The sequence below is a fragment of the Mesorhizobium kamtschaticum genome (assembly GCF_056174585.1).
The window spans coordinates 22,552-45,766 of record NZ_CM149691.1; the positions used below are offsets into that span (position 1 = coordinate 22,552).

The following is a 23,215-nucleotide window of genomic DNA, read 5'->3' on the forward strand; positions in this document are numbered from 1 at the left end:
GTCCAGGGGCGGGTTCTGTGCGATGCGGTTTCACCTCACGCACCAACGGCTTCGTCAGCCGACACTTCTTCGGCTGCAAGCTCGTCTTCGGTGATCCAGCCGGCCTTGAGGCGGGCATTGAGAACCATCTGCTCGGCATCGGCGCGCGACACGCCGTGATTGGCGAGCACGCCCGGGAATACCTTGGTCTCGCCGTCCTTGCGTTCCTTCCAGCCGGTCAGGTCGTCGGCGGCATAGCCAGCGAAATCCTCGATGGTCTTCACGCCGTCCTCGCCGAGCGTCACCATCATGGCGGTGGTGATGCCGGGGATCTCGCGCAATTCGTCCGTCACGCCCAGTGCCTTGCGCTTGTCGTCATGCTCGGCCTCGATCTTCTCCAGATACTCGCGGGCGCGGGTCTGGATTTCCGAAGCTGTGTCTTCATCGAAGCCGTCGATCGAGGCGATTTCGCCAGAGTCGACATAGGCGACTTCCTCGACGCTGGTGAAGCCTTCTGAGGCCAGGACCTGGCCGACCATCTCGTCGACATCGAGGGCTTCCATGAACAGCGCCGAGCGCTCGACGAATTCCTTCTGGCGGCGCTCGGATTCCTCGGCCTCGGTCAGGATGTCGATGTCCCAGCCGGTGAGCTGCGAGGCGAGACGCACGTTCTGGCCGCGGCGGCCGATGGCCAGCGACAGCTGATCGTCGGGAACCACCACCTCGATGCGCTCAGCGTCCTCGTCGAGCACGACCTTGGCGACTTCCGCCGGCTGCAGCGCATTGACGATGAAGGAGGCGGCCGAAGGCGACCACGGAATGATGTCGATCTTCTCGCCCTGCAATTCGCCGACGACGGCCTGGACGCGGCTGCCGCGCATACCGACGCAGGCGCCGACCGGATCGATCGAACTATCCCGCGAGATGACGGCGATCTTGGCGCGCGAGCCCGGATCGCGGGCAACAGACTTGATCTCGATGATGCCGTCATAGATTTCCGGCACTTCCATGGTGAAGAGCTTAGCCATGAACTGCGGATGGGTGCGCGACAGGAATATCTGCGGGCCGCGCTGCTCGCGGCGCACGTCGTAGACATAGGCGCGGACGCGGTCGCCGTACTTGTAATTCTCGCGCGGAATCAGCTCGTCGCGGCGGATGATCGCCTCGCCACGGCCGAGATCGACAATGACGTTGCCGTATTCGACGCGCTTGACCGTGCCGTTGACGATCTCGCCGATGCGGTCCTTGTATTCGTCGTACTGGCGGTCACGCTCGGCCTCGCGCACCTTCTGCACGATGACCTGCTTGGCCGACTGGGCGGCAATGCGGCCGAAATCCATCGGCGGCAGCTGTTCGGCGATGAAGTCGCCGAGCTGGGCGTCGGGATTGCGCTCGCGGGCCGAGGAAATGGCGATCTGCGTGGCGTAGTCGTCGACCTTTTCGACCACTTCCATCAGCCGCTGCAGCTTCATCTCGCCGGTGTTCGGGTTGATGTCGGCGCGGATGTTGGTTTCCTGGCCATAACGCGAGCGCGCCGCCTTCTGGATCGCATCGGCCATGGCGGCGATGACGATCGACTTGTCGATCGACTTTTCACGCGCGACCGCGTCGGCAATCTGCAGCAGTTCAAGTCTATTGGCGCTTACAACCATGTTTTTTCTCCCGAGCCTGTTTGCCGGACTTTTACGCCCGGCAGCTCAATCAACTTTCCTGTTCGTGTTCTTCCGTGGCGTCCGCTTCCGTACCCTCGGGCACGTCGTCGTCCGGCTCGCCGCGACGTTTCTTGGCTTCCTTGCGCGCCCGGTTGTCCTTCGACAACGCCTCACGGATGAGGTCGTCGGTAAGGATCAGCCGCACATCGGCGATCGCGTCATAGGGCACGCGCACCGTCGGCTCCTCGCCATAGGCCGCCTTGTCGCGCTCGATCAGCACATCGTTCTCACCCGCCTCGGCGATCTTGCCCTTGAAGCGCTTGCGATCGGCGACGACGACCGATGTTTCCATCTTCACCAGGTGACCGGTCCAGGTGACGAAATCCGATTTGCGCACCAGCGGCCGGTCGATGCCGGGCGAAGAGACTTCGAGATGATAGGCCTTTTCGATCGGATCATCGACGTCGAGCGCCGGCGACACCGCGCGGCTGACCTCTTCGCAATCCTTGACGGTCATGGTGCCGTCCTCGCGTTCGGCCATGATCTGCAGCGTCAGCCCGTTCTGGCCCGACAGATGCACGCGCACGAGGCGAAAGCCGATGCCGCGCAGCACCGGCTGGACGATCAGCGCAATGCGCGCATCGATGCCGCTTTCGCGGATGATGCGGTCGTCACCTTCGCTTGCCGTTGCAGTCATCAAGTACCTGTCGTTCGTTTCGAACCTATCGGCAGGTAATAAAAAGAGCGGGACCGGGTGGACCCACTCTTCGTCATACCGACCAAGAATTTGAGGCTGATATAAACGAACACGGCCGGTGTTTCAAGCCCGCCGTGCCGGGCCGGCAAAAGCCCTGACAGCATCAGCATTGCTCCAGGCGCATGGCCGCCATGCGGTAATCCCCCTGTGAGAGCCGGCAGGGCGCTCTTATTTGTTAGCCACGACACGAACTGAACGGGCACGCGGTGGCGTGCGAAAGGACAAGATCATGAGCAACCGCAGACTATTTACCGCCTTGGGCGATCTCTTCACCACTTTCGGCAGCGCGGTCGCAGCGTCGCGTGCCGTGGAAGCCGGCCGCAAGCCGCGCTCCGACGATCTGCACAAACTCGGTATGGATCCGGCTATTTTCAACAGGATCGGCCGTTTCTAGAGATCTGCGGATAGGCGGCGTGAGTCGCCTATTTCCTGACGAAGGTCAGATAGGCGGGCCGCCGGCCCTCGCGAATGGCCTTCGCCTCGTAACGCGTGCCCGGCCAGCCATCATAGGGACGGTGCCAGTCCGCCGCCTCCGCGGCCTGCCATGCGAAGGCGGCATGCGCCTGGCAATGCAGCAACGTCCAGTTCACATACGTGTCGATATCGGACGCGAAGCGGAATTTTGAACCCGCCTTCAGGACGCGCGCGAAACGGTCGAGATTGACCGGGCTGACGAAACGCCGCTTCCAGTGCTTCTTTTTCGGCCAGGGATCGGGGTAGAGAAGGTCGATGCCGTCGAGCGAGGCCGGCGGCAGCCAATCGAGCAGCCGGGTGGCGTCGTCGTCATGGACCCCGAGATTGGGCAGTGGCCTTGCCCGCACCGCCATCATCATCTTGGCCATGCCGTTGACGAAGGGCTCGACGCCGATGAAGCCTGTCGCCGGCGCCTCGATCGCCCGGTGCAGAAGATGTTCGCCGCCGCCAAAGCCGATCTCGAGCCGGACAGCCGAAACGTCAGTTTCAAACAGAGTGCGCAGATCCGACGGCGCTTCAGCCGTCAATCGAGTCGGTAAGCGCCAAGCCCGCTTTCCAAGGCCGCTGCCTGTTGCGGGCGAACGGGCTTGCCGCGCCGGCGACCGAAAAAAGCTTCGGTCGCACGGCTTGGCCTGTCTTGCGGGCTCATCTGGTCGCAGGTCTGTCGTGGCGCTCAGGCCGCGACAGCATCCTTAAGCGCCTTGGCGAGATCGGTCTTTTCCCAGGAGAAAGACCCGTCGCGGCCAGCCTTGCGGCCGAAATGGCCGTAAGACGACGTCTTGGCGTAGATCGGCTTGTTGAGGTCGAGATGGCGGCGGATGCCTGACGGCGACAGGTCCATCACGGTGCGCAGCGCGTCCTCGAGCTTTGCCTCGTCGACCTTGCCGGTGCCGTGCAGGTCGACATAGACCGACAGAGGCTGGGCGACGCCGATGGCGTAGGAAAGCTGGATGGTGCAGCGGTCGGCAAGCTTCGCCGCCACGACATTCTTGGCCAGATAGCGCGCCGCGTAAGCCGCCGAACGGTCGACCTTGGTGGTGTCCTTGCCCGAGAACGCGCCGCCGCCGTGGGGAGCAGCGCCACCATAGGTGTCGACGATAATCTTGCGGCCGGTCAGTCCGGCATCGCCGTCCGGGCCGCCGATGACGAACTTGCCGGTCGGATTGATGTACCACATGCAATCGTCGGCGATCTTGAGGTCGCCCAATGCCTCGCGGATGTAGGGTTCCACGACCTTGCGAACCTTCTTCGAATCCCAAGTCGCGTCGAGATGCTGGGTCGACAGCACGATCTGCGTTGCCTCGGCGGCCTTGCCGTCGATGTAGCGGACAGTGACCTGGCTCTTGGCGTCCGGGCCGAGCTTGCCGGCCTCGCCATTGTTTTCGTGACGGGCGGCGGCCAGAAGTTCGAGGATCTTGTGGCTGTAGTAGATCGGCGCCGGCATCAGGTCCGGCGTCTCGCGGCAGGCATAGCCGAACATGATGCCCTGGTCGCCGGCACCTTCTTCGCCCTGGCGGTCGGCGGCGTTGTCGACGCCTTGGCCGATGTCGGGCGACTGGCCATGCAGCAGGACTTCGATCTTGGCGGTCTTCCAGTGGAAACCGGCCTGTTCATAGCCGATCTCGCGAATCGCCTTGCGGGCGACCGACTTGAACTTGGCTGGGTTGATGATCGAATGTCCGGCCGCATCCTTGAGGATATTGCCGGCCTTGTCCTTCTTCAGCAGCGTCTCGGGGACGCGCACTTCGCCGGCGATGACGACACGGTTGGTGGTCGCCAAGGTCTCGCAGGCGACACGGACTTTCCATGGGTCCATGCCGGTCTTCTTGGCTTCGCGGTAGACCAGATCGACAATCTCGTCGGAGATCCGGTCACAGACTTTGTCGGGATGGCCCTCGGCAACGGATTCCGAGGTAAAGAAGTAGTTCTGCCGCGTCACGGGTGTCCCCTCTTGAAAAACGATCGGCAGGCTGCCGATTTTGGCGCGCCACGTGTTAGCGGGGCAAAGCGCCGCTCGTCAAGCGTTGCCGCCATTCTGGCACGACTGTCGATGTCGATATCTTGTGCCACCGGCGGCGAATGCCGCCGGTTCGAGGCGCATTGAGGGTCAGTCGAGATCGTCTGCGGCGAGCGACTTCACCAGGTCGATGATCCTGCGGCGCACCTTGACGTCGGCGATCTTGACGAAGGCCCGGTTGAGCTGAAGGCCTTCGGGACTGCCGCAGAACTCAACGGCGAAAGCCATCGATGCGTCCTCCGAAAAGCCACGGCCGGCCACCGCTTCCTGGCCAGGCGCATCCTCGAAAAAGAAGGCAACGGGCACGCCGAGTATGGAGGCTATCGCCTGCAGCCGGCTGGCGCCGACGCGGTTGGTGCCCTTTTCATATTTCTGGATCTGTTGAAATGTGATGCCGAGATTCTCGCCCAGCTTTTCCTGGCTCATTCCGAGCATGTTGCGCCGAAGCCGGACGCGACTTCCAACGTGGATGTCGATGGGATTCGGTTTCTTCTTGTTTTCTTCTGTCATTTTTTCCTCGCCGAATTTTTTCGGCTTTGTGATTTTTTTCCCGCCCAAACAAAGCCGGAGGCGACTGCCCCAACAGAACGATCCACCGGCTTCGAGAAATTTTCAGGCGATACAGTATGAGTTTCTAATGTGTCGACTGTCAATTCACCCGTAGCCTTTGCCTTACGTTCAACAGCGCCCCCACGAGCGCAAACAGCAACATGATCAGCATTCCGTTAATGCGCCGCTGGCCCGGGGAAACGACCGTCTGTCCGGAAATCGGCACCTTCACATCGATGGCTCCGCGCGCGTCGATCGCCAACGCATCGACGATGCGCCCGTGTGGATCGACGACGGCCGAGATGCCGTTGTTGGCAGCACGCAGCAAGGGCAATCCGTTCTCCACCGCACGAATCTGGGCCTGCCTGAAATGCTGATACGGTCCCGGCGTGTCCCCGAACCAGGCATCATTGGTAACGTTCACAATAAGCTGCGCTGACGTAGCGTCAACTGCCACAAGATCGGGAAAGATCACCTCATAGCAGATAAATGGCAGGGCACGGAGGCCGCCCGGCAGCGTGATGGCGTGGCGCTCGTTGCCGGCGGCGAAGGTCACCGGACCGGCGACAAGCTGCGCGATGCCGAAACGGTTAAGCAGGTCGGCGAAAGGCAGGTATTCGCCGAACGGCACCAGATGGACCTTGTCGACGGCGTCAGCGATTTCGCCCTTGTCGTTGATCGCCACCACGGAGTTGTAATAGCGGCTGTCGGCGGCCGCCGAGCCGCCTTCCTCGCGAACGACGCCGGCGATCAGCATCTGGCCGTCGGCCAGCATGTCGCCCAGCGCCGTCAACGCGTCCGGTCGCTCGGTGAAGAGGAACGGCACCGAGGTTTCCGGCCAGAGAATGAGTTGTGGCTTGCCGTGACCGGGGTCCGGCGCCTTGGCCGACAGGCCGAGCAAAGTGGCGAAGATGCGGTCGCGCACCGAGGCGTCCCATTTTTCACTGAGGTCGACGGCAGGCTGGACGATGCGGACATCCAGGCTGCGCTCCGCCGGCTTTTCAGGGGCGGTGAGCCTGACATAGCCGAAGCCGGCATGGGCTGATGCAAGCGCGACGAACAGTGCGGCGCCCAAGCGAAGGTGCCGGCGCGCCGCCAGCAGCGCCGGCAAGGAAAAAAGGAACACGGCAAGCACGTTCATGCCGATCATGCCGGTCACCGACACGCTCTGCATGAGAAGAGGCACCGGCATCGCCGCGTAGCCGATGGCATTCCAGGGAAAGCCGGTGAACAGGAACCCGCGCAGCCACTCGGTCAGCCCGAAGCCGAAGGCAAGGGCGGCGATGCGGCCGATGTCGCTGCTCCACAGCAGCCGGGCGACCATCGTTGCGAAGCCGTAGAAAAAGGCGAGCGCGAAGGGAATGCCGATCACGGCGAAGGGAAGCGCCCAGGCAAAGTCGTCGGCCTCGACCAGCAGCGCGGAGCCTATCCACCAGAGACCGGCGAGAAAATAGCCGAAACCGAACCACCAACCGACGGCGAAGGCCGGCCGCAAGCGCCGGAACAGGCTGCCGGAGACCTCGCCGGTCGCGCCGTCGAGCAGCCAGACCAGCAGCGGAAACGAGATGAAACAAGCGGCAAAAAAATCATAGGGCGCCTGGCCAAGCACCGCCAGGGCGCCTGCAAGAAACGCCACGAGCGCGCGCCGCCAACCCCAAAGCAGAATTATCCGGCCGGCCAGGCGCTCCATGCATACTTCCGAGTCGCGCGAATCAGGACGCAAGATTTATCAGGCCGCGGCCCGTGCTCCAAACGCCGGCCTGTCAGCCGCGATGACCCGATCGCTGCTTTATCTCATTTTTTGACGCAATTCCGGACGGAAAAACCGTTTCACACTTTTCCTGGAATTGCTCTACCGGTGCCAGCCCTCGATACGCAGGCCGCTCAACCGCTCGGCCTCTTCGCGGGAAACGGAACGGATAGGCTGGGTGAAGGTCCAGACATGGCCTTCGGGGTCGCGGGCCCGGTACTGGCGTTCGCCGTAGAACTGGTCCGTCGGCTCCTGGATTATGTCAGCGCCCGCCGCCCTCGCCTGTTCGCAATGCGCATCCAGGCCGTCCTTGAGCCTAACATAGACCGATTGCGTGTTCTTGCCCGAGACCGATGCCGGGCTCACGACATACTCACTCCATTCGGAATCGACGATGATATAGCAATCGCCAAACCGCATTTCGGCATGGACGAGCTTTCCGGCGGCATCGCTGACCACCATGCTGCGCTCGAAGCCGAAAGCCGCTTCCAGCCACGCCAGCGCGGCACGAGGATCCCGGTAGAAGACACCGGACCCCAGACTAGCGTGCTTGAACGGGTCGTCGATCGTCATCGGGCGAGCGGAAAGCTCACGCCTGTTCGGTGCGCGCCGTGACGCGCCGGCGGCGCTCGCCCTTCTGGCTCTGCACGATGCGCACGCGCTTGACGCGGCGCGGATCGGCGTCGAGGACATGGAACTCGAAGCCCGGAATGGCCTGCACCACCTCACCGCGCGCCGGCACGCGGCCGAGCGTGTTGAAGATCATGCCGCCAATGGTGTCTACATATTCGCCATGTTCGCCGGCGGCGAAGTCCTCGCCGATCATCTTGGCGACCTCGTCGATCTCGGCCTTGCCGTCGACGATGAAGACGCCGTCACCGGCCTGGGTGATCATCGGCTCGTCATCGTCATGCTCGTCCTCGATATCGCCGACGACCATCTCGACAATGTCCTCGAGCGACACAAGCCCATCCGTGCCGCCATATTCATCGATAACCAGCGCCATCTGCGTGCGCGTCGTTTGCATGCGGCCCATCAGGTCGGAAGCAAGCATCGATGGCGGCACGAACAGAACCTGGCGGATCAGATTGAGCTCGCCGATGGTGCGGGCGAGGTCGACCTGAGCGAGATCCAGTTGCGTGGCGACGGGGGTCTTTCTGGTCGTGCGGCCCTTCTTGACGCGCGCGAGCTTGGTGATGTGGGCCAGCACGTCGCGGATGTGGACCATGCCGCGCGGATCGTCGAGCGTCTCGGAATAGACCGGCATGCGGGAATGGCCGGACTGCTCGAAGGTGCCCAGGAGGTCGCCGAGCGTCGTGGTGATCTCGACCGCCTCAATGTCGGCGCGCGGCACCATGACGTCCTCGACGCGCACCTCGCGCAGCCGCAGGATGTTGTTGAGCATGGCGCGCTCGCCAGGCGAGAAAGATCGGCGTCACTGGCCGCCTCGGCCAGCGCGCCGGCGATTTCCTCACGCAGGCTGGTGCCGTTTCGTTGCCTGAACAGGCCCAAAACGCGGTCGAACAGGGAAGGTCCGGCGGGCGAATGCTCGCTGGCAGCGTTGCCGGTGTTGGCAACAGCAGGGGTAACGGTACTCGGACTTGATCCCTCTTCCGACGTATCGGAAGCCTTGGGCGCACTGCCGGCGTCGGGGCGGGCGGCAGTTTCTGGTTTGTCGTTCATCGTCGTCCGGTCAATTGTCAGATGTAGTTACGCGTAGGGATCGGGAATGGCAAGCCTTGCAAGGGCTGCGCGTTCGATGGCTTCCATCTCCTCGGCCTCGGCGTCGGTCTCGTGATCATGGCCCAGCAAATGCAGCAGGCCGTGGATGACGAGATGGGTGATATGGTTCTGCACCGGCTTGTCTTCCAGTGCCGCTTCGCGTGAAACCGTCTCGGCGGCGAGCACGATGTCGCCCAGCATCGGCGGCAGTGGGCCGCCTTGTACAAACGGAAAAGCCGGGAAAGACAAGACGTTGGTGGGTTTGTCCTTGCCGCGCCAGTCGGCATTGAGGGTCCGGATATGGGCGTCGTCGGAAAAAACGATGCTGAGTTCGGAACGGCCGGTCAAGCCGGTCTCGGCAAAAGCAGCCTCAACCGCGCGATCGACCAGCCGCGTCAGGCTGGCCTCATCGGGCCAGTCGCCCGCTTCGACCAATATATCGATGTCGACGGGGAGATTCCCGTCGACGAATATTTTGTCCTCAGGCATGAAGCCGCATCGTCAAGATCAATTCTCGGCGCCCAGGCCGCGGGCCAATTTGGCGTCGCGGTCATAGGCCCTGACGATTTCCGCCACCAGCGGATGGCGAACAACGTCGATATCGTTGAAGCGCACGGTGACCGCGCCGGCCACGCCGTCGAGGACACGCAAGGCTTCGACCAGGCCCGATTTGGTGCTCGGAGGAAGGTCGATCTGGGTCGGATCGCCAGTGACGATCATGCGCGAGTTCTCGCCGAGACGGGTCAGAAACATCTTCATCTGCATCGGCGTGGTGTTCTGCGCCTCGTCGAGGATGACCGCGGCATGGGCCAGCGTGCGGCCGCGCATGAAGGCGAGCGGCGCGATTTCGATCACTTCCGCGGCAATGGCGCGCTCGACCTTGTCGGCCGGCATCATGTCGTAGAGCGCGTCATAGAGCGGCCGCAGATACGGATCGACCTTTTCCTTCATGTCGCCCGGCAGGAAGCCCAGCCGTTCGCCGGCCTCGACGGCCGGCCGCGAGAGAATGATGCGTTCGACCATGCCGCGTTCAAGCAGCATCGCCGCATGCGCCACCGCCAGATAGGTCTTGCCGGTACCGGCCGGACCGATGCCGAACACCAGTTCCGACCGTTCCAGCGCCCGCATATAGGCGTCCTGGTTCAGCGAACGGGCATAGATCGTCTTCTTGCGGGTGGCGATCTGGGCAGCGGAAACCTTGCCCTTGCGTTCCAGCGTCGGCAACGTCAGTTGATCGTCGGCGGCGACCGCCATGCGCACGGCGCCATCGACATCGGACTGGCCGATATCGACGCCCTTCTGCAGATCCCGTAGAGATTGTCCAAGGCGCGGCGCGCCTGTTCGGCGGCAGAAGCGGACCCCTTGATGGTCAACTGGTTGCCGCGCGAGCGGATATCGACGCCAAGCTTCTGCTCAAGCCGGGCGAGGTTTTCGTCGAACTGACCGTAAAGGGCGCTGGCAAGCTTGTTGTTGTCGAAAGTCAGAACGATGTGCGCCATGTCAGAAGCCCCAGATGCCGGTACCGGGGGCAGGTTCTTCAGCTCTGCTGCGCTCAACCGTCTCTCCTCATCTGCCGAGACCATCAGGCCAATTCGGCGAACAGGCTGTTGTAGCCCGTCTTCGTGATTCGCACTTGGATAATGTCACCGATTTCGCCGGCCTTTTCATCAACAATAACCGGCTGCAGCCAAGGTGAGCGGCCGACCTTCTGGCCGGCCTGCCGTCCGGGCTTCTCGATCAGCGTGTCGATGGTGCTGCCGACAAGGCTCAAACCGAAATCCTGCTGCTGTTTCAGGAGCAATGCCTGCAGGCGCTGCAGGCGCTCGTCCTTGACCGTTTCGGGCACATGGTCAGGCATGTCGGCGCCCGGCGTGCCGGGGCGCGGCGAATATTTGAACGAAAAGGCCGAGGCGTAGTTCACCTGGCGCACCAATTCCATGGTCGCCTCGAAATCGGCTTCCGTCTCGCCGGGGAAGCCGACAATGAAATCGCCGGACAGCGCGATGTCCGGCCGTGCCGCGCGGATGCGGTCGAGCAGCGCCAGATAATCCCTGGCCGTGTGTCTGCGGTTCATCGCCTTGAGGATGCGGTCGGACCCCGATTGCACCGGCAGATGCAGGTACGGCATCAGAGCCGGCAGGTCGCGGTGGGCTGCGATCAACTCATCGTCCATGTCGCGCGGATGGCTGGTGGTGTAGCGCAGCCGCGCCAGTCCGGGGATTTCGGCTAGCCGGAACAGCAGGCGGCCAAGGCCCCATTCCTCGCCATTTTCGCCCTGGCCGTGCCAGGCATTGACGTTCTGGCCAAGCAGCGTCACCTCGCGCACGCCGGCATCGGCCAGACGCTCGGCCTCGGCGACGATCTGCGCCACCGGCCGCGACACTTCCGAGCCTCTGGTATAGGGCACGACGCAGAAGGTGCAAAATTTATCGCAGCCTTCCTGCACGGTGAGGAAGGCGGTGACGCCGCGCTTGATGACCTCGGCGCGCTTCGGCTGCGGCAAATGCTCGAACTTGTCTTCAATGGCGTAGTCGGTCTCGACGATCTTTTCGCCGTTGCGGACTCTCGCCAGCACGTCGGGCAGACGGTGATAGGTCTGCGGCCCGATGACCAGATCGACGGCCGGCGAACGGCGGATGATCTCCGCACCTTCGGCCTGCGCCACGCAGCCGGCGACGCCGATCAGCAATTCGCGGCCGGCAATGGCGCGCTCCGCCTTCATGTCGCGGATGCGGCCGAGTTCGGAATAGACCTTTTCCGCCGCCTTTTCCCTGATGTGGCAGGTGTTGAGCAGCACCAGATCGGCCTCGTCGATGGCGTCGGTCGCGGTATAGCCGTCGGCGGCCAGCGCATCGCCCATGCGCTGTGAATCATAGACGTTCATCTGGCAGCCATAGGTCTTGATGAAGACCTTTTTCGCTGCCGTGGCGCGCACAGCCGGCTGTCCGGCCACGGTACCGATGTCGTCGCTTTCAATCGTGTTCAAGTCCATCCGGCGGCTTCTAACGCCTTTCGATGACAAAAAACAGACGATTCTCGGTATGCGCCGCTTGGGCGCGCGGCCCGGTCAGCGGCTCGGGCGCGGATCGGCGAGTGCCGCCTGCATCATCTCGCGCACCTGGCTTTCCATCAACCGGGCCGTTTCCTTGCGGTTCGAGCCCTTGGCAAAGGCGATCGGCTCGCCAAAATGCACCTCGACGTCGAGCGCGCCTTCCGCCATCAGCACTTTCAGATGCGGCATCAAATCCTCGTCACCAATCCAGGCCGAGATCGGTCGGTGGCGGCGGCCGAGCGGCACGCCGTGCAGGCGTGTATAGGCGATCGCCACCGGCTGGATGAAGACCTGCTCGGCAGCACCCTCGGAAATCGCCATCGAGGCAGCGCCGAACAGCGTGCTCTTGAACGGCAGGACGGCGTTGCCGTCACCGGTCGAGCCCTCGGCGAACAGCACCATGGCGTCGCCCTTGGCCATGCGACTGGCGATCTCGCTGGCCTGATCGCCCGAAGAACGCTTGCGTTCGCGCTCGATGAAAACGGTGCGCTGCAACTTGGACAGCATGCCGATCAGCGGCCAGCCTTCCATATCGGCCCTGGCGATGAACTTCACATCGGCAAAAGAGCCCAGCACCATGATGTCGGTCCAGGAGATGTGGTTCGAGGCAACCAGCAAGGGCCGTTTGTCGGACAGCGCCCCCTTGACATGGACGCGCATGCCGAGCGCCCTGAGGATCAGCCTGTGCCAGATCTTGAGAATGACGGTTTCCGGCCACCAGCCGGTCTTCATCGACAGGATCTGCAATGGCACCAGGACCAGCGAACCGGCGACGACAAGGCCCAGGGCCAGGAAAATCCTGATTTTTCCGATCATACCGTCCTGGTCCTACCCGATCTCTCGCTAACGAAGATCGCGGCGCATGACAAGCGCGCCGGTCGGCCCACGATCGGGCGACTTGTAGTAATCCGGGCGCTTGCCGACTTCGCGGAAGCCCAGCCGGCGATAGAGGGCGATCGCGGCGACATTGGTCTCGTCGACCTCGAGGAACAGCGCTTCGGCGCGCTGCACATGCAGTTCGCGCAGCACCGCGTCCATCAACTGCCAGCCCAGTCCCTGACGGCGATGCGATCGCGCCACCGCGACGGTCAGGATCTCGCCCTCGCCTGCCGCCAGCCTCGCCAGCACGAAGCCGACAGGCGGTTTGGCGCCCTGCCCGGTTTCGCGCGCGGCGTAGCCGAACACGGTGTCCTGCTCGAGCAAGGCGGCGAACTCGCCATCGGTCCACGGGCGGACGAAATCCTCTCGATGCAGCAACGAGACCGCCGGGCTGTCGGTGATCCTGAGCGGCTCGAGAGCATAGTCCCGGCGGCGCGGCTGGAGAAAAGGTATGCGCATTAATTTTCGTTTTCTTGTTTGACCATGATCTTTTCCGAAAACCGGCTTCCACTTTTCGGGATCATGGTCTGAGCCTTGAAAGAATAAATCCGGCTTGCGGCTTTGCATCCGCGCCGCGCAAATAAAGTGGTTTCGGCCTTTCGCCCTCGCCTTTGGCGGCGGCTAGACGAGCGTAGGTGAGAATGTCGGCGGTGGCCATTTCTGGCCCAATATCGAAACCACGCCCGGCCGAAGCGGCGATCTGCACCGCCGCGGTGCCGGCAAGCACCGCAGAGTTCTCCATCGCCAAGGCAGTAGCTTCCGGCAATGTGGTCACCGCGGGACCGTAAGTCAAAACTAACGTTTTGTCGTATAGGGCGGCATGGATTTCCTCGCGCCCGGCATCGAGCGCCGCCAGGACTGCACGGCCGGGAAATGCCGCCGCTGCTTCAGCCGCGAGTGCTTCGAGCGTTGTCACACCGATCGCCGGAATTTTCAACGCCAGCGCCAGGCCACGCGCTGTCGACACGCCGACGCGCAGGCCGGTGAAGGAACCGGGGCCGACAGAGACGGCAATGGCGCCAAGGCCGGCATAGTCGGTTTCGGCCGCCGTCAGCGCTTCGGCGATGACGGCCATCAGGTGCTCGGCATGGCCCTTGCCGAGATCGAGCACCGAGCGGCCAAGCTCCCGCCCAGCCGCCGCGTCGTAGACGCAGGCTGCACAGAGGCTGGCGGCACAGTCGATGGCAAGCACTTTCATGAAACGACCGGTTCCGAGAAACACCTCCCCTGTGCCCGCCACAGCGCGCCACCGCAAGCATAATTTGTTAAGCGGCTTCGGTTCCCAGGGCCGATGTCAAACCTGTTCGATGCGCAGCATGTGGTTGTCCCAGACATAGTCCGGCTCTACCCGTGTCGCGCCGCTGCCGCCGATGATCTCGCCGGCGCCCGTGGTGGCCATGAAGCCCGATCCGTCCGGGGCCAGGCCGCAGACCTCGACCAGCGCGCTGAACGAGACGACCCGCCCGCCGGCCGCATCGATCACCACAAGCGAATTGCCTTCCGGCGAAGAGACGGCGACGGTGCCGGCTATCGGATTGGCGGCGACCGAACCGATATAGTTGCGAAAGCCGGACAATACGTCCTGCGGCATGTCGAGAAGCTGCAACTCCTTGCCGCGCGCGGCGCGGCCGACCAGCAGCGGACGATCGGTGCCCGGCCCCCGGTACTGGCAGCCAAACCAGACGGTGCCCGATGGGTCAGTGTCCATGTGGCGGATCGACAGCTGGTGCAGGGAAGCTGGCAATTCGTGCTTTTCGATCAAGTCGCCAGAGACGCGGTCGATGAGCACATAGGACGGCTTCATGGTCGCGATGTTGAGCTCGGCGCGGCCGTAGTCCGGATGGGTCTCGATGCCGCCATTGGCGACCGCGATCGTCCTGCCGTCGCCAAGCAGCAGAAGCTCGTGCGGCCCCATGCCGTAGGTCGGGAATTCGCCGATGCGGCTGAATTTCGCCCGTGCATCATAGACGCCGACGACGCCGGCGGCGTTGTCGAAATCGTTCTCGGTGGCATAGAGCAGGGCGCCATCGGGCGAGAAGACGCCATGGCCGAAGAAATGCCGGCCGGTGATGCTGGCGATGGTCAGCGGGGCGTCGCGGCCGGTGTGATCGAACACCACGGCGAAGGTGCCGGGCTGGCGGGCGAAGACCACCGAGCGCTTCGATATGGGATCAAAGGTGACATCATGGCCGCGATCGGGCAGGTCGATCGCATGCAGCACCTTGCCGGCCTCGGACAGGACGGCGGCGCCAAAACGGCCATCGCGCTTGACGAAAGCGGTGGCGAAAACGGCGTCGGCAGCAAGCGTCTTCGCCCAGGCCGACGGCGTCATTGCAACGGCAAAGCCGATGCCTGCAGCTCTGAGGAAATCCCGGCGGTCGATGAGCGGCGTACGCATGATCAATCCCCGTCCAGCGAGGAGAACCCAGCGGTCAGGCCGAATTCAGTGGTCAGCTTGGTGCCGATCAAAGTCGACAGGCTGGAGGTGACCAGGGCGAAATGCTCGAGCTTTTCGCGCAGCGCCGGGTCGGCGAGCGCCTTGTCGATCGGGCCATTAATGGACTTCGCGGTGGCGACGCCATTGGCCAGTTGGATATGGATCGATTCAGCCACCCAGCGCGCATCGGACGGCAAGGCATCGCCAAGCTTCGAGACCTGGAACAGCGCGTCGATGCCGGCGAGATTTCCGGCCAGCGAATTGGCGGTGTTTTGCGACCGCCAGTAGATCGCCTGTTTCGGTTTGTCCGCCTCGGGCTTGCCGCCGAGGAAGCCTTTCAGGCGGACATCCCTCACCATTTCCAACTCTTTGACGAAGACCCCGACCAGTTCGGTCACCGCTTCGTTGCCATCGCGGTAAAGGGCGTTCTGCGGCCCCGGATTGGCCCACAGCGCGGCAAAGCCGTCCGGCTTGTTCCAAGCTGCGCTGACTTCACCGGCCATGGTTTCGATATTGCCGGCAACGGCCGCGCCATAAGCACAGCGATAGGGCTCGTCCTTGACCGTCAGCGCGTCGGCGCCATCGCCGAAAAGCACGAATTCCAGTGCTCCCAGCCCTTGCAGAGCAATGCTCTTGCCGGCGAGCTGCGCCTGATCGGTGGCGGTCGGGTCCTTGGCGGATAGTGCCGTCTGCACCTGTTTCAGGCCGAGGCTCTTGCGATCCGGCCAGTAGAGCATGCGCTCCTGCCGGTTGTTCTCCTTGATCGGCCCAAAGCCGATGATCTCTGCTGACGACCAGGCATGGACTGTGGCGGAAAATTCGGACCGCGCCGCGTCGAGTTCCGCTTGCGAAGGCGCTTCGCAGAGCTTGTGCATCGCTTGCGTCAAGGCTTCCGCATGCTGGTGCAGGTCGGCATAGGCCGGGCGGACAAAGCCGTCGATCGCCCGCTGGATGATGTCGGAGGCTTTCACCGCCGCCGATGCCGGGAAAACGCCCAGCAGAACCAGCGGAAGAACGAGAACCAGGGCAGAGCGCTTCAGCATCACAGTGACTCCAGGAATTTGACCAGGGCATCGCGCTCGGTCGCGTTGGCGGCGGCGAAGCGGTCGCGCGCCTTTTGCGCCTCGCCACCATGCCACAGGATCGCTTCGGTCAGGCTGCGCGCGCGGCCATCGTGCAGGAAGAAAGAGTTGCCGTTGACGGTCTCGGTGAGGCCAATACCCCACAGCGGCGGGGTGCGCCACTCGCTGCCTGTCGCATCGCCCACAACCTGGCCGTCGGCCAGATCGGGACCCATGTCGTGCAGCAGGAAGTCGGAATAGGGCCAGATCAGCTGGAAGGCCTGCGCCTTGTTGGGCGCGTCGCGGCGGGTGACGAATTTCGGCGTGTGGCAGGAAACACAGCCGATTTCATAGAAGATCTTCTTGCCGGCGAGCACAGCAGGCGCAGCGAGATCGCGGCGCGCCGGCACGGCGAGGTTCTGCGAATAGAAGGTGACGAGATCCATCACCGGCGGCGGCGCCTCGACCGGGCCGAGCCGCGCCTGGACGCCATTCGGCATTGCGAGGCATTTTGCTTGCGCCGCGGTGCAGTCGCCCCAGTGTCTTGGTTCTTCCGGCGTCGAGATGCCGATGTCGCCGGCAAAGGCGTCCGCCGCCTGCTGGCGGATCGATGCGGTCTGCGCCTTCCAACCGAAGCGGCCAAGCGTCAGCTCCCCGCTCTGGCCGTCGCGCACGATGTTCGGCCTGCCGGAAATGCCATCGCCGTTTCGATCGTCTGGATCGGCATTGGCCAGAATGTCAGCCGGCGCGATCTGCTCGATCGGGCCAAGGCCGATCATCGGCGGGGTCAGGCGCGGCGACAGCGTGGTGTGCGGATCGAGCGGCCCATAGGCGAGATCGGTAACGGAGTAACTGGGCTTGCGCAGGGAAACCACGGTGCCGTCCGTCAGTTCCACCTTACGTTCCTGATAATCGACACGCATCCGGCCTTCGCCGCGCAAGCCAGGCACCGCGAGCTCCTGCAACTGCGTGCCATAGACCGGGTCGGGGAAATTGAGCAATTGGTGGCTGGCAAGGGCTGCTTTCTCCTCGGCGTTGCTGGCGTCGCGCGCCAACCGCAGGAACATCGAGGTGGTGCCGGTATCGCCTTGCGGCGGACGGCCGCGGCCATCTTTCAAATGGCAGTTCTGGCAGGCGCGTTCGTTGAACAGCGGACCAAGCCCGTCGGACGCCTGCGTCGAGGATGGCGACGAGACCCAGTTCTTGCGGAACAAAGCGTTGCCGAGCTTGAAAGTGCCCTCTTCTTCGAAGGTGATGTTGGCCGAGGATTGCGAGAAGGCGTCGCGATCGACGTCCTTCTCAGAGGTGCCGGCGCCACCTTGCATCAACTCGAACGGCTCGGGTTTGGAGAAATCCGTGGTCGGCCTGGTGACGGCGATGACGCGCGCCTGGTCTTTCTGATTCAGGTCGCCGCGTATGGTGGCTAGCCCGGCTGGCTGAAGGTCGCCGGCAATCGCCGACGATGTCAGCGCCAACACAAGAACGGTGCGACGCGCCAGTCCGGCTGGTCTTTTCAGGAGAAGCGGCGAGCCAGCGGCCCGCCGCGAGCGGCGCAGGAGTTCTAAGAGGCGCCGCATTCCCGCATGCCTTTACTCCGCCTCGTTGGCCGCGTCGGCGTTGAGCTGGCCATACTTCTCCTCGCCGATCGAGGCGAGCAGGTCGAGCTGCGTCTCGAGGAAGTCGATATGACCTTCCTCGTCAGCCAGCAGATCCTCGAACAGTTTCATCGTCACGTAATCACCAATCTCGTGGCATATCTCGCGCGAACGCTTGTAGGCAGTGCGCGCGTCATATTCGCCGGCAAGGTCGGATTCGAGCACTTCCTTGACGTTCTGCCCGATGCGCAGCGGCGCCACGGACTGCAGGTTCGGATGGCCTTCAAGGAAGATGATGCGGGCGATGAGCCTGTCGGCGTGGTGCATCTCCTCGATCGATTCGGCCCGCTCCTTCTTGGCCAGTTTGGTGTACCCCCAATCCTCGAGCAGACGGAAATGCACCCAATATTGATTGACGGCTCCGAGCTCCAGGAAAAGAGCCTCGTTAAGCCGCTCGATGATCTGACTTTCGCCTTTCATGGGTTCTGCTCCCGTATTGGACGCGCAGGCCTCTGACGCGATCCAGATGTGAAACGATATCCACGTCGCTCGCCTCCGAACGGGCGTGGTAATTCTCGGTGACCCGAATGATCGTTTCGACCACATTTGGGAAGCAGCCGCAACACCGGCCGCGCTTTTGCATGGCGTGGTAAACCTTGGCCGGCACGATGAGTTGCCAGGGATCCTGGTCCAGCAGGCCGACGATCGTCTGCTCGATCTCCCTCTCGGTAATGATGTTGCAATGGCAGATCAGCATACGTTTGCTCAGATGGCTGACGGCGCCTCCCGCGCCGTTTGGCTGGTATTTACCCTGACGGCGCTTACTTGAATACCTTGTCTGGTGCGTCGAGGCTGTCGGAGCCCTCGAAGGCGATGGCGTTAAGCTTGAGGGTGCCAACGGCGCGTTCGATCGATTTGGTCTGGTCGATCAGCGCGTCGATTGCCGCCTGCACCGTGGCGTTGCCTGCCGTATTGCCTTCGGCGATCTGCTGGTCATAAGCCTCGCCGGCCAGTGCCCGCGCCTTGATTGCCTCCATCTTGGCGACAGTGACATCGAGCTTGTCAGACAGTTCCTTGTCGATCGCCGGATCGGCCACCTTGACCATGTCGTGCACCGAAGGTCCAGAAACGACGGTGCCGTCGAGCCTGACATAGCTGGCGAGGTAGGCGGCGCGGATGCCGATGGCGTCGTAGAGATGCGAATTGTAGGTGTTGTCGGAGAAGCAGTCTTGCTCCTCCTCCGGATCATGCAGCAGCAGGCCGAGCTTCATGCGTTCACCTGCTAGTTCGCCGTAGGACAGCGAGCCCATGCCGGTAAAGATGATCGAGATGGCCGTGTTCGGCTCGCCATCGACCAGGTTCTTGCGTGCGGCGCCGTCCTCCTTCCAGTCGTTGACCATTTTCTGCAGGTCCGAAACCAGAAGGGTGGTGGCGGACTTCAGATATTCGGCACGGCGGTCGCAATTGCCGCCGGTGCAGTTCTTGAGATCATAGTCGGTGTAGGGACGCTCGCCGGCGCCCGGGCCGGTGCCGTGCAGGTCCTGGCCCCAGAGCAGGAATTCGATGGCGTGATAGCCGGTGGCGACATTGGCCTCGATGCCGCCGGCTTGCTGCAAGGTGCCGGAGAGGAATTCAGGCGTCAGCTTCGAAGCGTCGACCTTCTTGCCGTTGATCTCGATCTCCTTGTTGGCGATCACATTGGCCGTATAGAGCGAATTCGCGTCCGATTCCGTACCGTAGCTCTTGGCGACATAGTCGATCAGGCCTTCATCCAGCGGCCAGGAATTCACCTCGCCCTCCCAATCGTCGACGATCTTGTTGCCGAAGCGGTAGACCTCGGTCTGCTGGTAGGGCACGCGCGCGGCCTTCCAGGCCTGGCGGGCGGCATCGAGCGCTTCCGCCGAAGGCTTAGCGAGCAGCGCGTCGACCGCCTTGTCGAGGGCCTGCGCCGTGGTCAGCGAATCCTCGTATTTGGCGAGCCCGATGTCGACATAGGTCTTGATAACGGCCTTTGCGTCGGTTTCGGCCTTGGCAGGCAGCACAAACACCGCCGCAGTCAGCAGCGCCGTGGCACCAATCGCCGCAAGCCTGCCGCCGTATCGTGCTGTCATTATCGCTCTCCAGTTTCTCGGAAATTCCATAAAAGGCGCGCGCGGCTGCCGGCGCCAGGCCACGTCGATGCCAAATGCGCCAAGACTTGCCGCGCCATGGCGCGGTTCAGGGAAGAAAGACACCAAAATGCCTCCAATCGAACGGGTTCAAGGCCCAGACATCAAAGGGATGCGCCAATGCGCAGGCTTCCATAAAGCTTCGACATCGGTGGAAGTCAATGAAAATCGACGGGAAAAGCCAATCGAAACAACAGTTTAGAATTATTCTAAACTACAACGCTCAACTTTACACCCTTGCTGCACCGACCTCGCCGCGGAACTGTACGATTGACAGCCGCCATCCCGGGTGCGACCCGCAAACGCTGTCCTGTGGCGGCGCCAGACAATTGCCACTTGGCGAGACGTCCTAGGATCGAATCAGGATCGGAATGCGATGAAGAACGGTGTGGTCATTGTCGGTGCGGGTCATGCGGGCGTGCAGGCGGCCGCCAGTCTGCGCGAGGACGGCTATGACGGCCCGGTGATCCTCATCGGTGACGAGAACGAACTGCCCTACCACAAGCCGCCGCTGTCGAAGACCTTCATCAAGGATGCCGAGGCCAAACCGCAACCCTTGCGTGGCGAGGCCTTCTACACCGGCAACGCCATCGACTACCGGCCGGGCATCCGGATCGACCGCATCGATGCCGGCGGACGCCGCCTCGACATCGCCGGCGGCGGCACGCTTGCCTTCGACCATCTGATCCTGGCGACTGGATCGCGCCCACGCGTATTGCCGCTGCCGGGCGCGGATCTGTCCGGCGTTTTGTCGTTGCGGTCGCTGGCCGATGCGCGACGGATCCGGGAGCTGAACGCGCAGAGCGAAGATGTCGTCATCCTCGGCGGCGGCTTCATCGGGCTGGAGATCGCCGCGACGCTACGCGCGGCCGGCCGCACGGTGACGGTGGTGGAAGCGGTCGACCGGCTGCTCGGCCGCGCCGTGGCGCCGGTGGTAGCGAGCCATGTCCGGCAAAGGCTGGAAGCGACCGGCGTGCGCATCCTGACTGGCACCTCGATTTCAAAACTCGAAGGCGAAAACGGCCATGTCGTGGCTGCGGTCACCTCGTCAGGCGAAAGGTTGCCGGCGCGCATGGTCATCGTCGGCATCGGCGCCGTGCCCAATGTCGAACTGGCTCAGCAAGCCGGCCTCACCATCGCCAATGGCATCCGCGTCGACCACCATATGCGCAGTTCGGTGCCGGAAATCCTGGCCATCGGCGACGCTGCCTCCTACCGGCACTGGTTCACCGGCGGCGACGTGCGGCTGGAATCGGTGCAGAATGCCACCGACCAGGCGCGTCTTGCCGCCCGCACCATCACCGGCCACGCCGATGCCTATTCGGCGGTGCCATGGTTTTGGTCCGACATTGGCGACATGAAGCTGCAGATGGTCGGACTGACCGCCGGCGGCGACAGCCATGTCGTGCTGGGTGACCTGCCCGACAACAAGTTCTCGATCTACCACTATGCCGGCGACCGGCTGCTCGGCATCGAATCGGTCAACCGCCCCGGCGACCACATGCTCGGCCGCAAGATGCTCGGCGCCGGCTTCTCGCCGACGCCGGAAACGGTGGCAATGGGTCCCGAAGGATTGAAAGCGGCGCTGGCAGCGTTTCAGCAGGATGAGCCGGCAAGGGCTGCGGGCTAGATACGCTTACCCTCCCCCCTTGTGGGGAGGGTCGCTGCAAAGCAGCGGGGTGGGGGTCAGCGCCAAGCCCCCCACCCGGACCTTCGGTCCGACCTCCCCACAAGGGGGAGGTAGAACGCTCAGGCAGCGCAGACTTCGCGGATCGAGCTTTCCAGGATGTCGAGCGCTTCGTTCATGATCTCGTCCTGGATGGTGATCGGCGCCAGGAAGCGGATGACGTTGCCGTAGACGCCGCAGGTCAGCAGGATCAGGCCCTTGTCGAGCGCCTTCAGCCGGATGGCATTGGCGATCTCGGCCGACGGCAGGCCCTTCTTGACGTCGTTGAATTCGACCGCGTTCATGAAGCCGAGGCCCCTTATGTCGACGATCTCGGGCACGTCGTCGCGGATCGACTGCAGGCGCTGCTTCAGCCGCGCACCCAGCGTGTTGGCGCGGTCGCACAGCTTTTCGTCCTCGATCACATCGAGCACCGCGTGCGCGGCGGCGACGCCGATCGGGCTGCCGCCATAGGTGCCGCCGAGACCGCCGGGGCCTGGCGCATCCATGATCTCGGCGCGGCCGGTGACCGCCGCCAGCGGGAAACCGCCGGCCAGGCTCTTGGCCATGGTGGTGATGTCGGCCGCGACTTCATGATGATCCATCGCGAACATCTTGCCGGTGCGGGCAAAGCCGGTCTGTACCTCGTCGGCGATGAGCAGCATGCCGTGCTGGTCGCAGAGCTTGCGAAGTGCCGTCAGGAATTCGCGTGGCGCGTCGTAGAAACCGCCCTCGCCCTGGACCGGCTCGATGATGATGGCGGCAACGCGGGCCGGATCGACATCGGCCTTGAACAGCCGGTCGAGCGCGGCCAGCGAATCGGCGACCGATACGCCATGCAGCGGCACCGGGAACGGCGCGTGGTAGACGTCGCCCGGCATGGCGCCGAAGCCGACCTTGTAGGGCACGACCTTGCCGGTCAGCGCCATGCCCATGAAGGTGCGGCCGTGGAAACCGCCGGCGAAAGCGATGACGGCCTGGCGGCCGGTGGCGTTGCGGGCGATCTTGATGGCGTTCTCGACCGCCTCGGCGCCGGTGGTGACGAAGATCGTCTTCTTCTCGAACTTGCCGGGCAGCATGGCGTTCAGCCGTTCGGCCAGCCGCACATAGCTCTCATAGGGCACGACCTGGTGGCAGGTGTGGGTAAAACGGTCGAGCTGCGCCTTGACCGCCTCGATTACCCTGGGATGGCGGTGGCCGGTGTTGACGACGGCGATGCCGGAGGAGAAGTCGATGTAGCGGCGGCCTTCGACATCCCAGATTTCCGAATTTTCAGCCCGGTCGGCATAAATCTGCGTGGTCATGCCGACGCCGCGCGAGATCGACTGGTTCTTGCGTTCGGAAATGGCTGAATTCTTCATGATATCCCTCATCGGGCCGGCGCCCGTTCTAGTTGATCAGATGTCTTCTGACCTTATTTCACGTTTTCCTCAAGTCGGCACCACCGGCAGGCGATT

The 23,215-nt window shown here is 63.2% G+C and carries 20 protein-coding genes and 3 pseudogenes; 2 read left to right on the top strand and 21 right to left on the bottom strand.

Features of this window, described 5'->3' with window-relative positions; translation table 11 throughout:
- Positions 1-35: 35 nt before the first annotated feature.
- Complete coding sequence (gene nusA / locus AC0V7N_RS00110) at positions 36-1,631, bottom strand: transcription termination factor NusA (RefSeq protein WP_475453654.1); 1,596 nt, start codon at positions 1,629-1,631, stop codon at positions 36-38.
- Positions 1,632-1,680: 49 nt separating this feature from the next.
- Complete coding sequence (rimP, locus tag AC0V7N_RS00115) at positions 1,681-2,328, bottom strand: ribosome maturation factor RimP (RefSeq protein WP_475453656.1); 648 nt, start codon at positions 2,326-2,328, stop codon at positions 1,681-1,683.
- Positions 2,329-2,617: 289 nt separating this feature from the next.
- Between rimP and AC0V7N_RS00120 the strand changes: the two genes are divergently transcribed.
- Entirely contained in the window at positions 2,618-2,782 is a 165-nt protein-coding gene (locus tag AC0V7N_RS00120) for a hypothetical protein (protein WP_475453658.1), read from the top strand.
- 28 nt (positions 2,783-2,810) lie between these two features.
- On the opposite strand, the pseudogene trmB reads toward AC0V7N_RS00120, so the two are convergent.
- The 18 genes and pseudogenes from trmB to AC0V7N_RS00210 form a co-directional block, all read right to left on the bottom strand.
- Positions 2,811-3,511: pseudogene (trmB, locus tag AC0V7N_RS00125) on the bottom strand (tRNA (guanine(46)-N(7))-methyltransferase TrmB).
- A 24-nt stretch (positions 3,512-3,535) separates the two neighbouring features.
- Positions 3,536-4,801, bottom strand: a complete 1,266-nt coding sequence (gene metK, locus AC0V7N_RS00130; protein WP_258585952.1) for a methionine adenosyltransferase — start codon at positions 4,799-4,801, stop codon at positions 3,536-3,538.
- A 168-nt stretch (positions 4,802-4,969) separates the two neighbouring features.
- The gene (locus tag AC0V7N_RS00135; protein WP_027032979.1) at positions 4,970-5,389 is read right to left on the bottom strand and encodes a helix-turn-helix domain-containing protein; all 420 of its coding nucleotides are present in this window, start codon (positions 5,387-5,389) and stop codon (positions 4,970-4,972) included.
- Between the two features lie 139 nt (positions 5,390-5,528).
- Positions 5,529-7,118, bottom strand: coding sequence for an apolipoprotein N-acyltransferase (lnt, locus tag AC0V7N_RS00140; RefSeq protein WP_475453662.1), 1,590 nt, complete (start codon positions 7,116-7,118; stop codon positions 5,529-5,531).
- 162 nt (positions 7,119-7,280) lie between these two features.
- Entirely contained in the window at positions 7,281-7,751 is a 471-nt protein-coding gene (locus AC0V7N_RS00145; protein WP_475453664.1) for a VOC family protein, read from the bottom strand.
- Positions 7,752-7,767: 16 nt separating this feature from the next.
- Positions 7,768-8,861: pseudogene (locus AC0V7N_RS00150) on the bottom strand (hemolysin family protein).
- 27 nt (positions 8,862-8,888) lie between these two features.
- Positions 8,889-9,389, bottom strand: a complete 501-nt coding sequence (ybeY, locus tag AC0V7N_RS00155; RefSeq protein WP_475453666.1) for an rRNA maturation RNase YbeY — start codon at positions 9,387-9,389, stop codon at positions 8,889-8,891.
- Between the two features lie 18 nt (positions 9,390-9,407).
- Positions 9,408-10,399: pseudogene (locus AC0V7N_RS00160) on the bottom strand (PhoH family protein).
- An 83-nt stretch (positions 10,400-10,482) separates the two neighbouring features.
- Positions 10,483-11,892 (bottom strand): tRNA (N6-isopentenyl adenosine(37)-C2)-methylthiotransferase MiaB, encoded by a 1,410-nt coding sequence (gene miaB / locus AC0V7N_RS00165; protein WP_496627636.1) that lies wholly within the window; start codon positions 11,890-11,892, stop codon positions 10,483-10,485.
- 75 nt (positions 11,893-11,967) lie between these two features.
- Positions 11,968-12,768: a lyso-ornithine lipid O-acyltransferase gene (gene olsA, locus AC0V7N_RS00170; RefSeq protein WP_475453668.1), complete on the bottom strand. Its 801-nt coding sequence runs from the start codon at positions 12,766-12,768 to the stop codon at positions 11,968-11,970.
- Between the two features lie 27 nt (positions 12,769-12,795).
- Positions 12,796-13,290 carry a ribosomal protein S18-alanine N-acetyltransferase gene (gene rimI / locus AC0V7N_RS00175; RefSeq protein ID WP_027043551.1) on the bottom strand — a complete coding sequence of 165 codons (495 nt, stop codon included), beginning with the start codon at positions 13,288-13,290 and terminating at the stop codon, positions 12,796-12,798.
- Positions 13,291-13,351: 61 nt separating this feature from the next.
- The gene (gene tsaB, locus AC0V7N_RS00180; RefSeq protein WP_475453670.1) at positions 13,352-14,029 is read right to left on the bottom strand and encodes a tRNA (adenosine(37)-N6)-threonylcarbamoyltransferase complex dimerization subunit type 1 TsaB; all 678 of its coding nucleotides are present in this window, start codon (positions 14,027-14,029) and stop codon (positions 13,352-13,354) included.
- Between the two features lie 96 nt (positions 14,030-14,125).
- Positions 14,126-15,229 (bottom strand): DUF1513 domain-containing protein, encoded by a 1,104-nt coding sequence (locus AC0V7N_RS00185; protein WP_475453672.1) that lies wholly within the window; start codon positions 15,227-15,229, stop codon positions 14,126-14,128.
- A gap of 2 nt (positions 15,230-15,231) precedes the next feature.
- A complete protein-coding gene (locus tag AC0V7N_RS00190) occupies positions 15,232-16,311 on the bottom strand; it encodes an imelysin family protein (protein ID WP_475453674.1) in 1,080 nt (359 codons plus the stop codon).
- Entirely contained in the window at positions 16,311-17,906 is a 1,596-nt protein-coding gene (locus AC0V7N_RS00195) for a di-heme oxidoreductase family protein (RefSeq protein WP_475453676.1), read from the bottom strand. The genes AC0V7N_RS00190 and AC0V7N_RS00195 overlap by 1 nt, the downstream gene beginning before the upstream one ends.
- A gap of 12 nt (positions 17,907-17,918) precedes the next feature.
- On the bottom strand, positions 17,919-18,404 hold the full coding sequence (gene bfr, locus AC0V7N_RS00200; protein ID WP_475453678.1) for a bacterioferritin: 486 nt from the start codon (positions 18,402-18,404) through the stop codon (positions 17,919-17,921).
- A complete protein-coding gene (locus AC0V7N_RS00205) occupies positions 18,370-18,681 on the bottom strand; it encodes a (2Fe-2S)-binding protein (protein ID WP_475453680.1) in 312 nt (103 codons plus the stop codon). Before AC0V7N_RS00205 ends, bfr begins: the two co-directional genes overlap by 35 nt.
- Before the next feature lie 64 nt (positions 18,682-18,745).
- The gene (locus AC0V7N_RS00210; protein WP_475453682.1) at positions 18,746-20,035 is read right to left on the bottom strand and encodes an imelysin family protein; all 1,290 of its coding nucleotides are present in this window, start codon (positions 20,033-20,035) and stop codon (positions 18,746-18,748) included.
- Between the two features lie 433 nt (positions 20,036-20,468).
- On the opposite strand from AC0V7N_RS00210, the gene AC0V7N_RS00215 reads away from it, so the two are divergent.
- Positions 20,469-21,722: an NAD(P)/FAD-dependent oxidoreductase gene (locus AC0V7N_RS00215; RefSeq protein WP_475453684.1), complete on the top strand. Its 1,254-nt coding sequence runs from the start codon at positions 20,469-20,471 to the stop codon at positions 21,720-21,722.
- A gap of 119 nt (positions 21,723-21,841) precedes the next feature.
- On the opposite strand, the gene AC0V7N_RS00220 is transcribed toward AC0V7N_RS00215, so the two are convergent.
- Positions 21,842-23,119, bottom strand: coding sequence for a 4-aminobutyrate--2-oxoglutarate transaminase (locus tag AC0V7N_RS00220; protein WP_027043559.1), 1,278 nt, complete (start codon positions 23,117-23,119; stop codon positions 21,842-21,844).
- Positions 23,120-23,215: the final 96 nt, after the last annotated feature.

Coding starts and splice junctions, on each gene's coding strand:
- AC0V7N_RS00135 (WP_027032979.1), bottom strand. CDS start 5,389: ATGACAGAAGAAAACAAGAAGAAACCGAATCCCATCGACATCCACGTT.
- rimI (WP_027043551.1), bottom strand. CDS start 13,290: ATGCGCATACCTTTTCTCCAGCCGCGCCGCCGGGACTATGCTCTCGAG.
- nusA (WP_475453654.1), bottom strand. CDS start 1,631: ATGGTTGTAAGCGCCAATAGACTTGAACTGCTGCAGATTGCCGACGCG.
- AC0V7N_RS00195 (WP_475453676.1), bottom strand. CDS start 17,906: ATGCGGCGCCTCTTAGAACTCCTGCGCCGCTCGCGGCGGGCCGCTGGC.
- olsA (WP_475453668.1), bottom strand. CDS start 12,768: ATGATCGGAAAAATCAGGATTTTCCTGGCCCTGGGCCTTGTCGTCGCC.
- AC0V7N_RS00205 (WP_475453680.1), bottom strand. CDS start 18,681: ATGCTGATCTGCCATTGCAACATCATTACCGAGAGGGAGATCGAGCAG.
- miaB (WP_496627636.1), bottom strand. CDS start 11,892: ATGGACTTGAACACGATTGAAAGCGACGACATCGGTACCGTGGCCGGA.
- AC0V7N_RS00190 (WP_475453674.1), bottom strand. CDS start 16,311: ATGCTGAAGCGCTCTGCCCTGGTTCTCGTTCTTCCGCTGGTTCTGCTG.
- AC0V7N_RS00145 (WP_475453664.1), bottom strand. CDS start 7,751: ATGACGATCGACGACCCGTTCAAGCACGCTAGTCTGGGGTCCGGTGTC.
- rimP (WP_475453656.1), bottom strand. CDS start 2,328: ATGACTGCAACGGCAAGCGAAGGTGACGACCGCATCATCCGCGAAAGC.
- AC0V7N_RS00215 (WP_475453684.1), top strand. CDS start 20,469: ATGAAGAACGGTGTGGTCATTGTCGGTGCGGGTCATGCGGGCGTGCAG.
- AC0V7N_RS00220 (WP_027043559.1), bottom strand. CDS start 23,119: ATGAAGAATTCAGCCATTTCCGAACGCAAGAACCAGTCGATCTCGCGC.
- AC0V7N_RS00210 (WP_475453682.1), bottom strand. CDS start 20,035: ATGACAGCACGATACGGCGGCAGGCTTGCGGCGATTGGTGCCACGGCG.
- lnt (WP_475453662.1), bottom strand. CDS start 7,118: ATGGAGCGCCTGGCCGGCCGGATAATTCTGCTTTGGGGTTGGCGGCGC.
- bfr (WP_475453678.1), bottom strand. CDS start 18,404: ATGAAAGGCGAAAGTCAGATCATCGAGCGGCTTAACGAGGCTCTTTTC.
- tsaB (WP_475453670.1), bottom strand. CDS start 14,029: ATGAAAGTGCTTGCCATCGACTGTGCCGCCAGCCTCTGTGCAGCCTGC.
- AC0V7N_RS00185 (WP_475453672.1), bottom strand. CDS start 15,229: ATGCGTACGCCGCTCATCGACCGCCGGGATTTCCTCAGAGCTGCAGGC.
- ybeY (WP_475453666.1), bottom strand. CDS start 9,389: ATGCCTGAGGACAAAATATTCGTCGACGGGAATCTCCCCGTCGACATC.
- AC0V7N_RS00120 (WP_475453658.1), top strand. CDS start 2,618: ATGAGCAACCGCAGACTATTTACCGCCTTGGGCGATCTCTTCACCACT.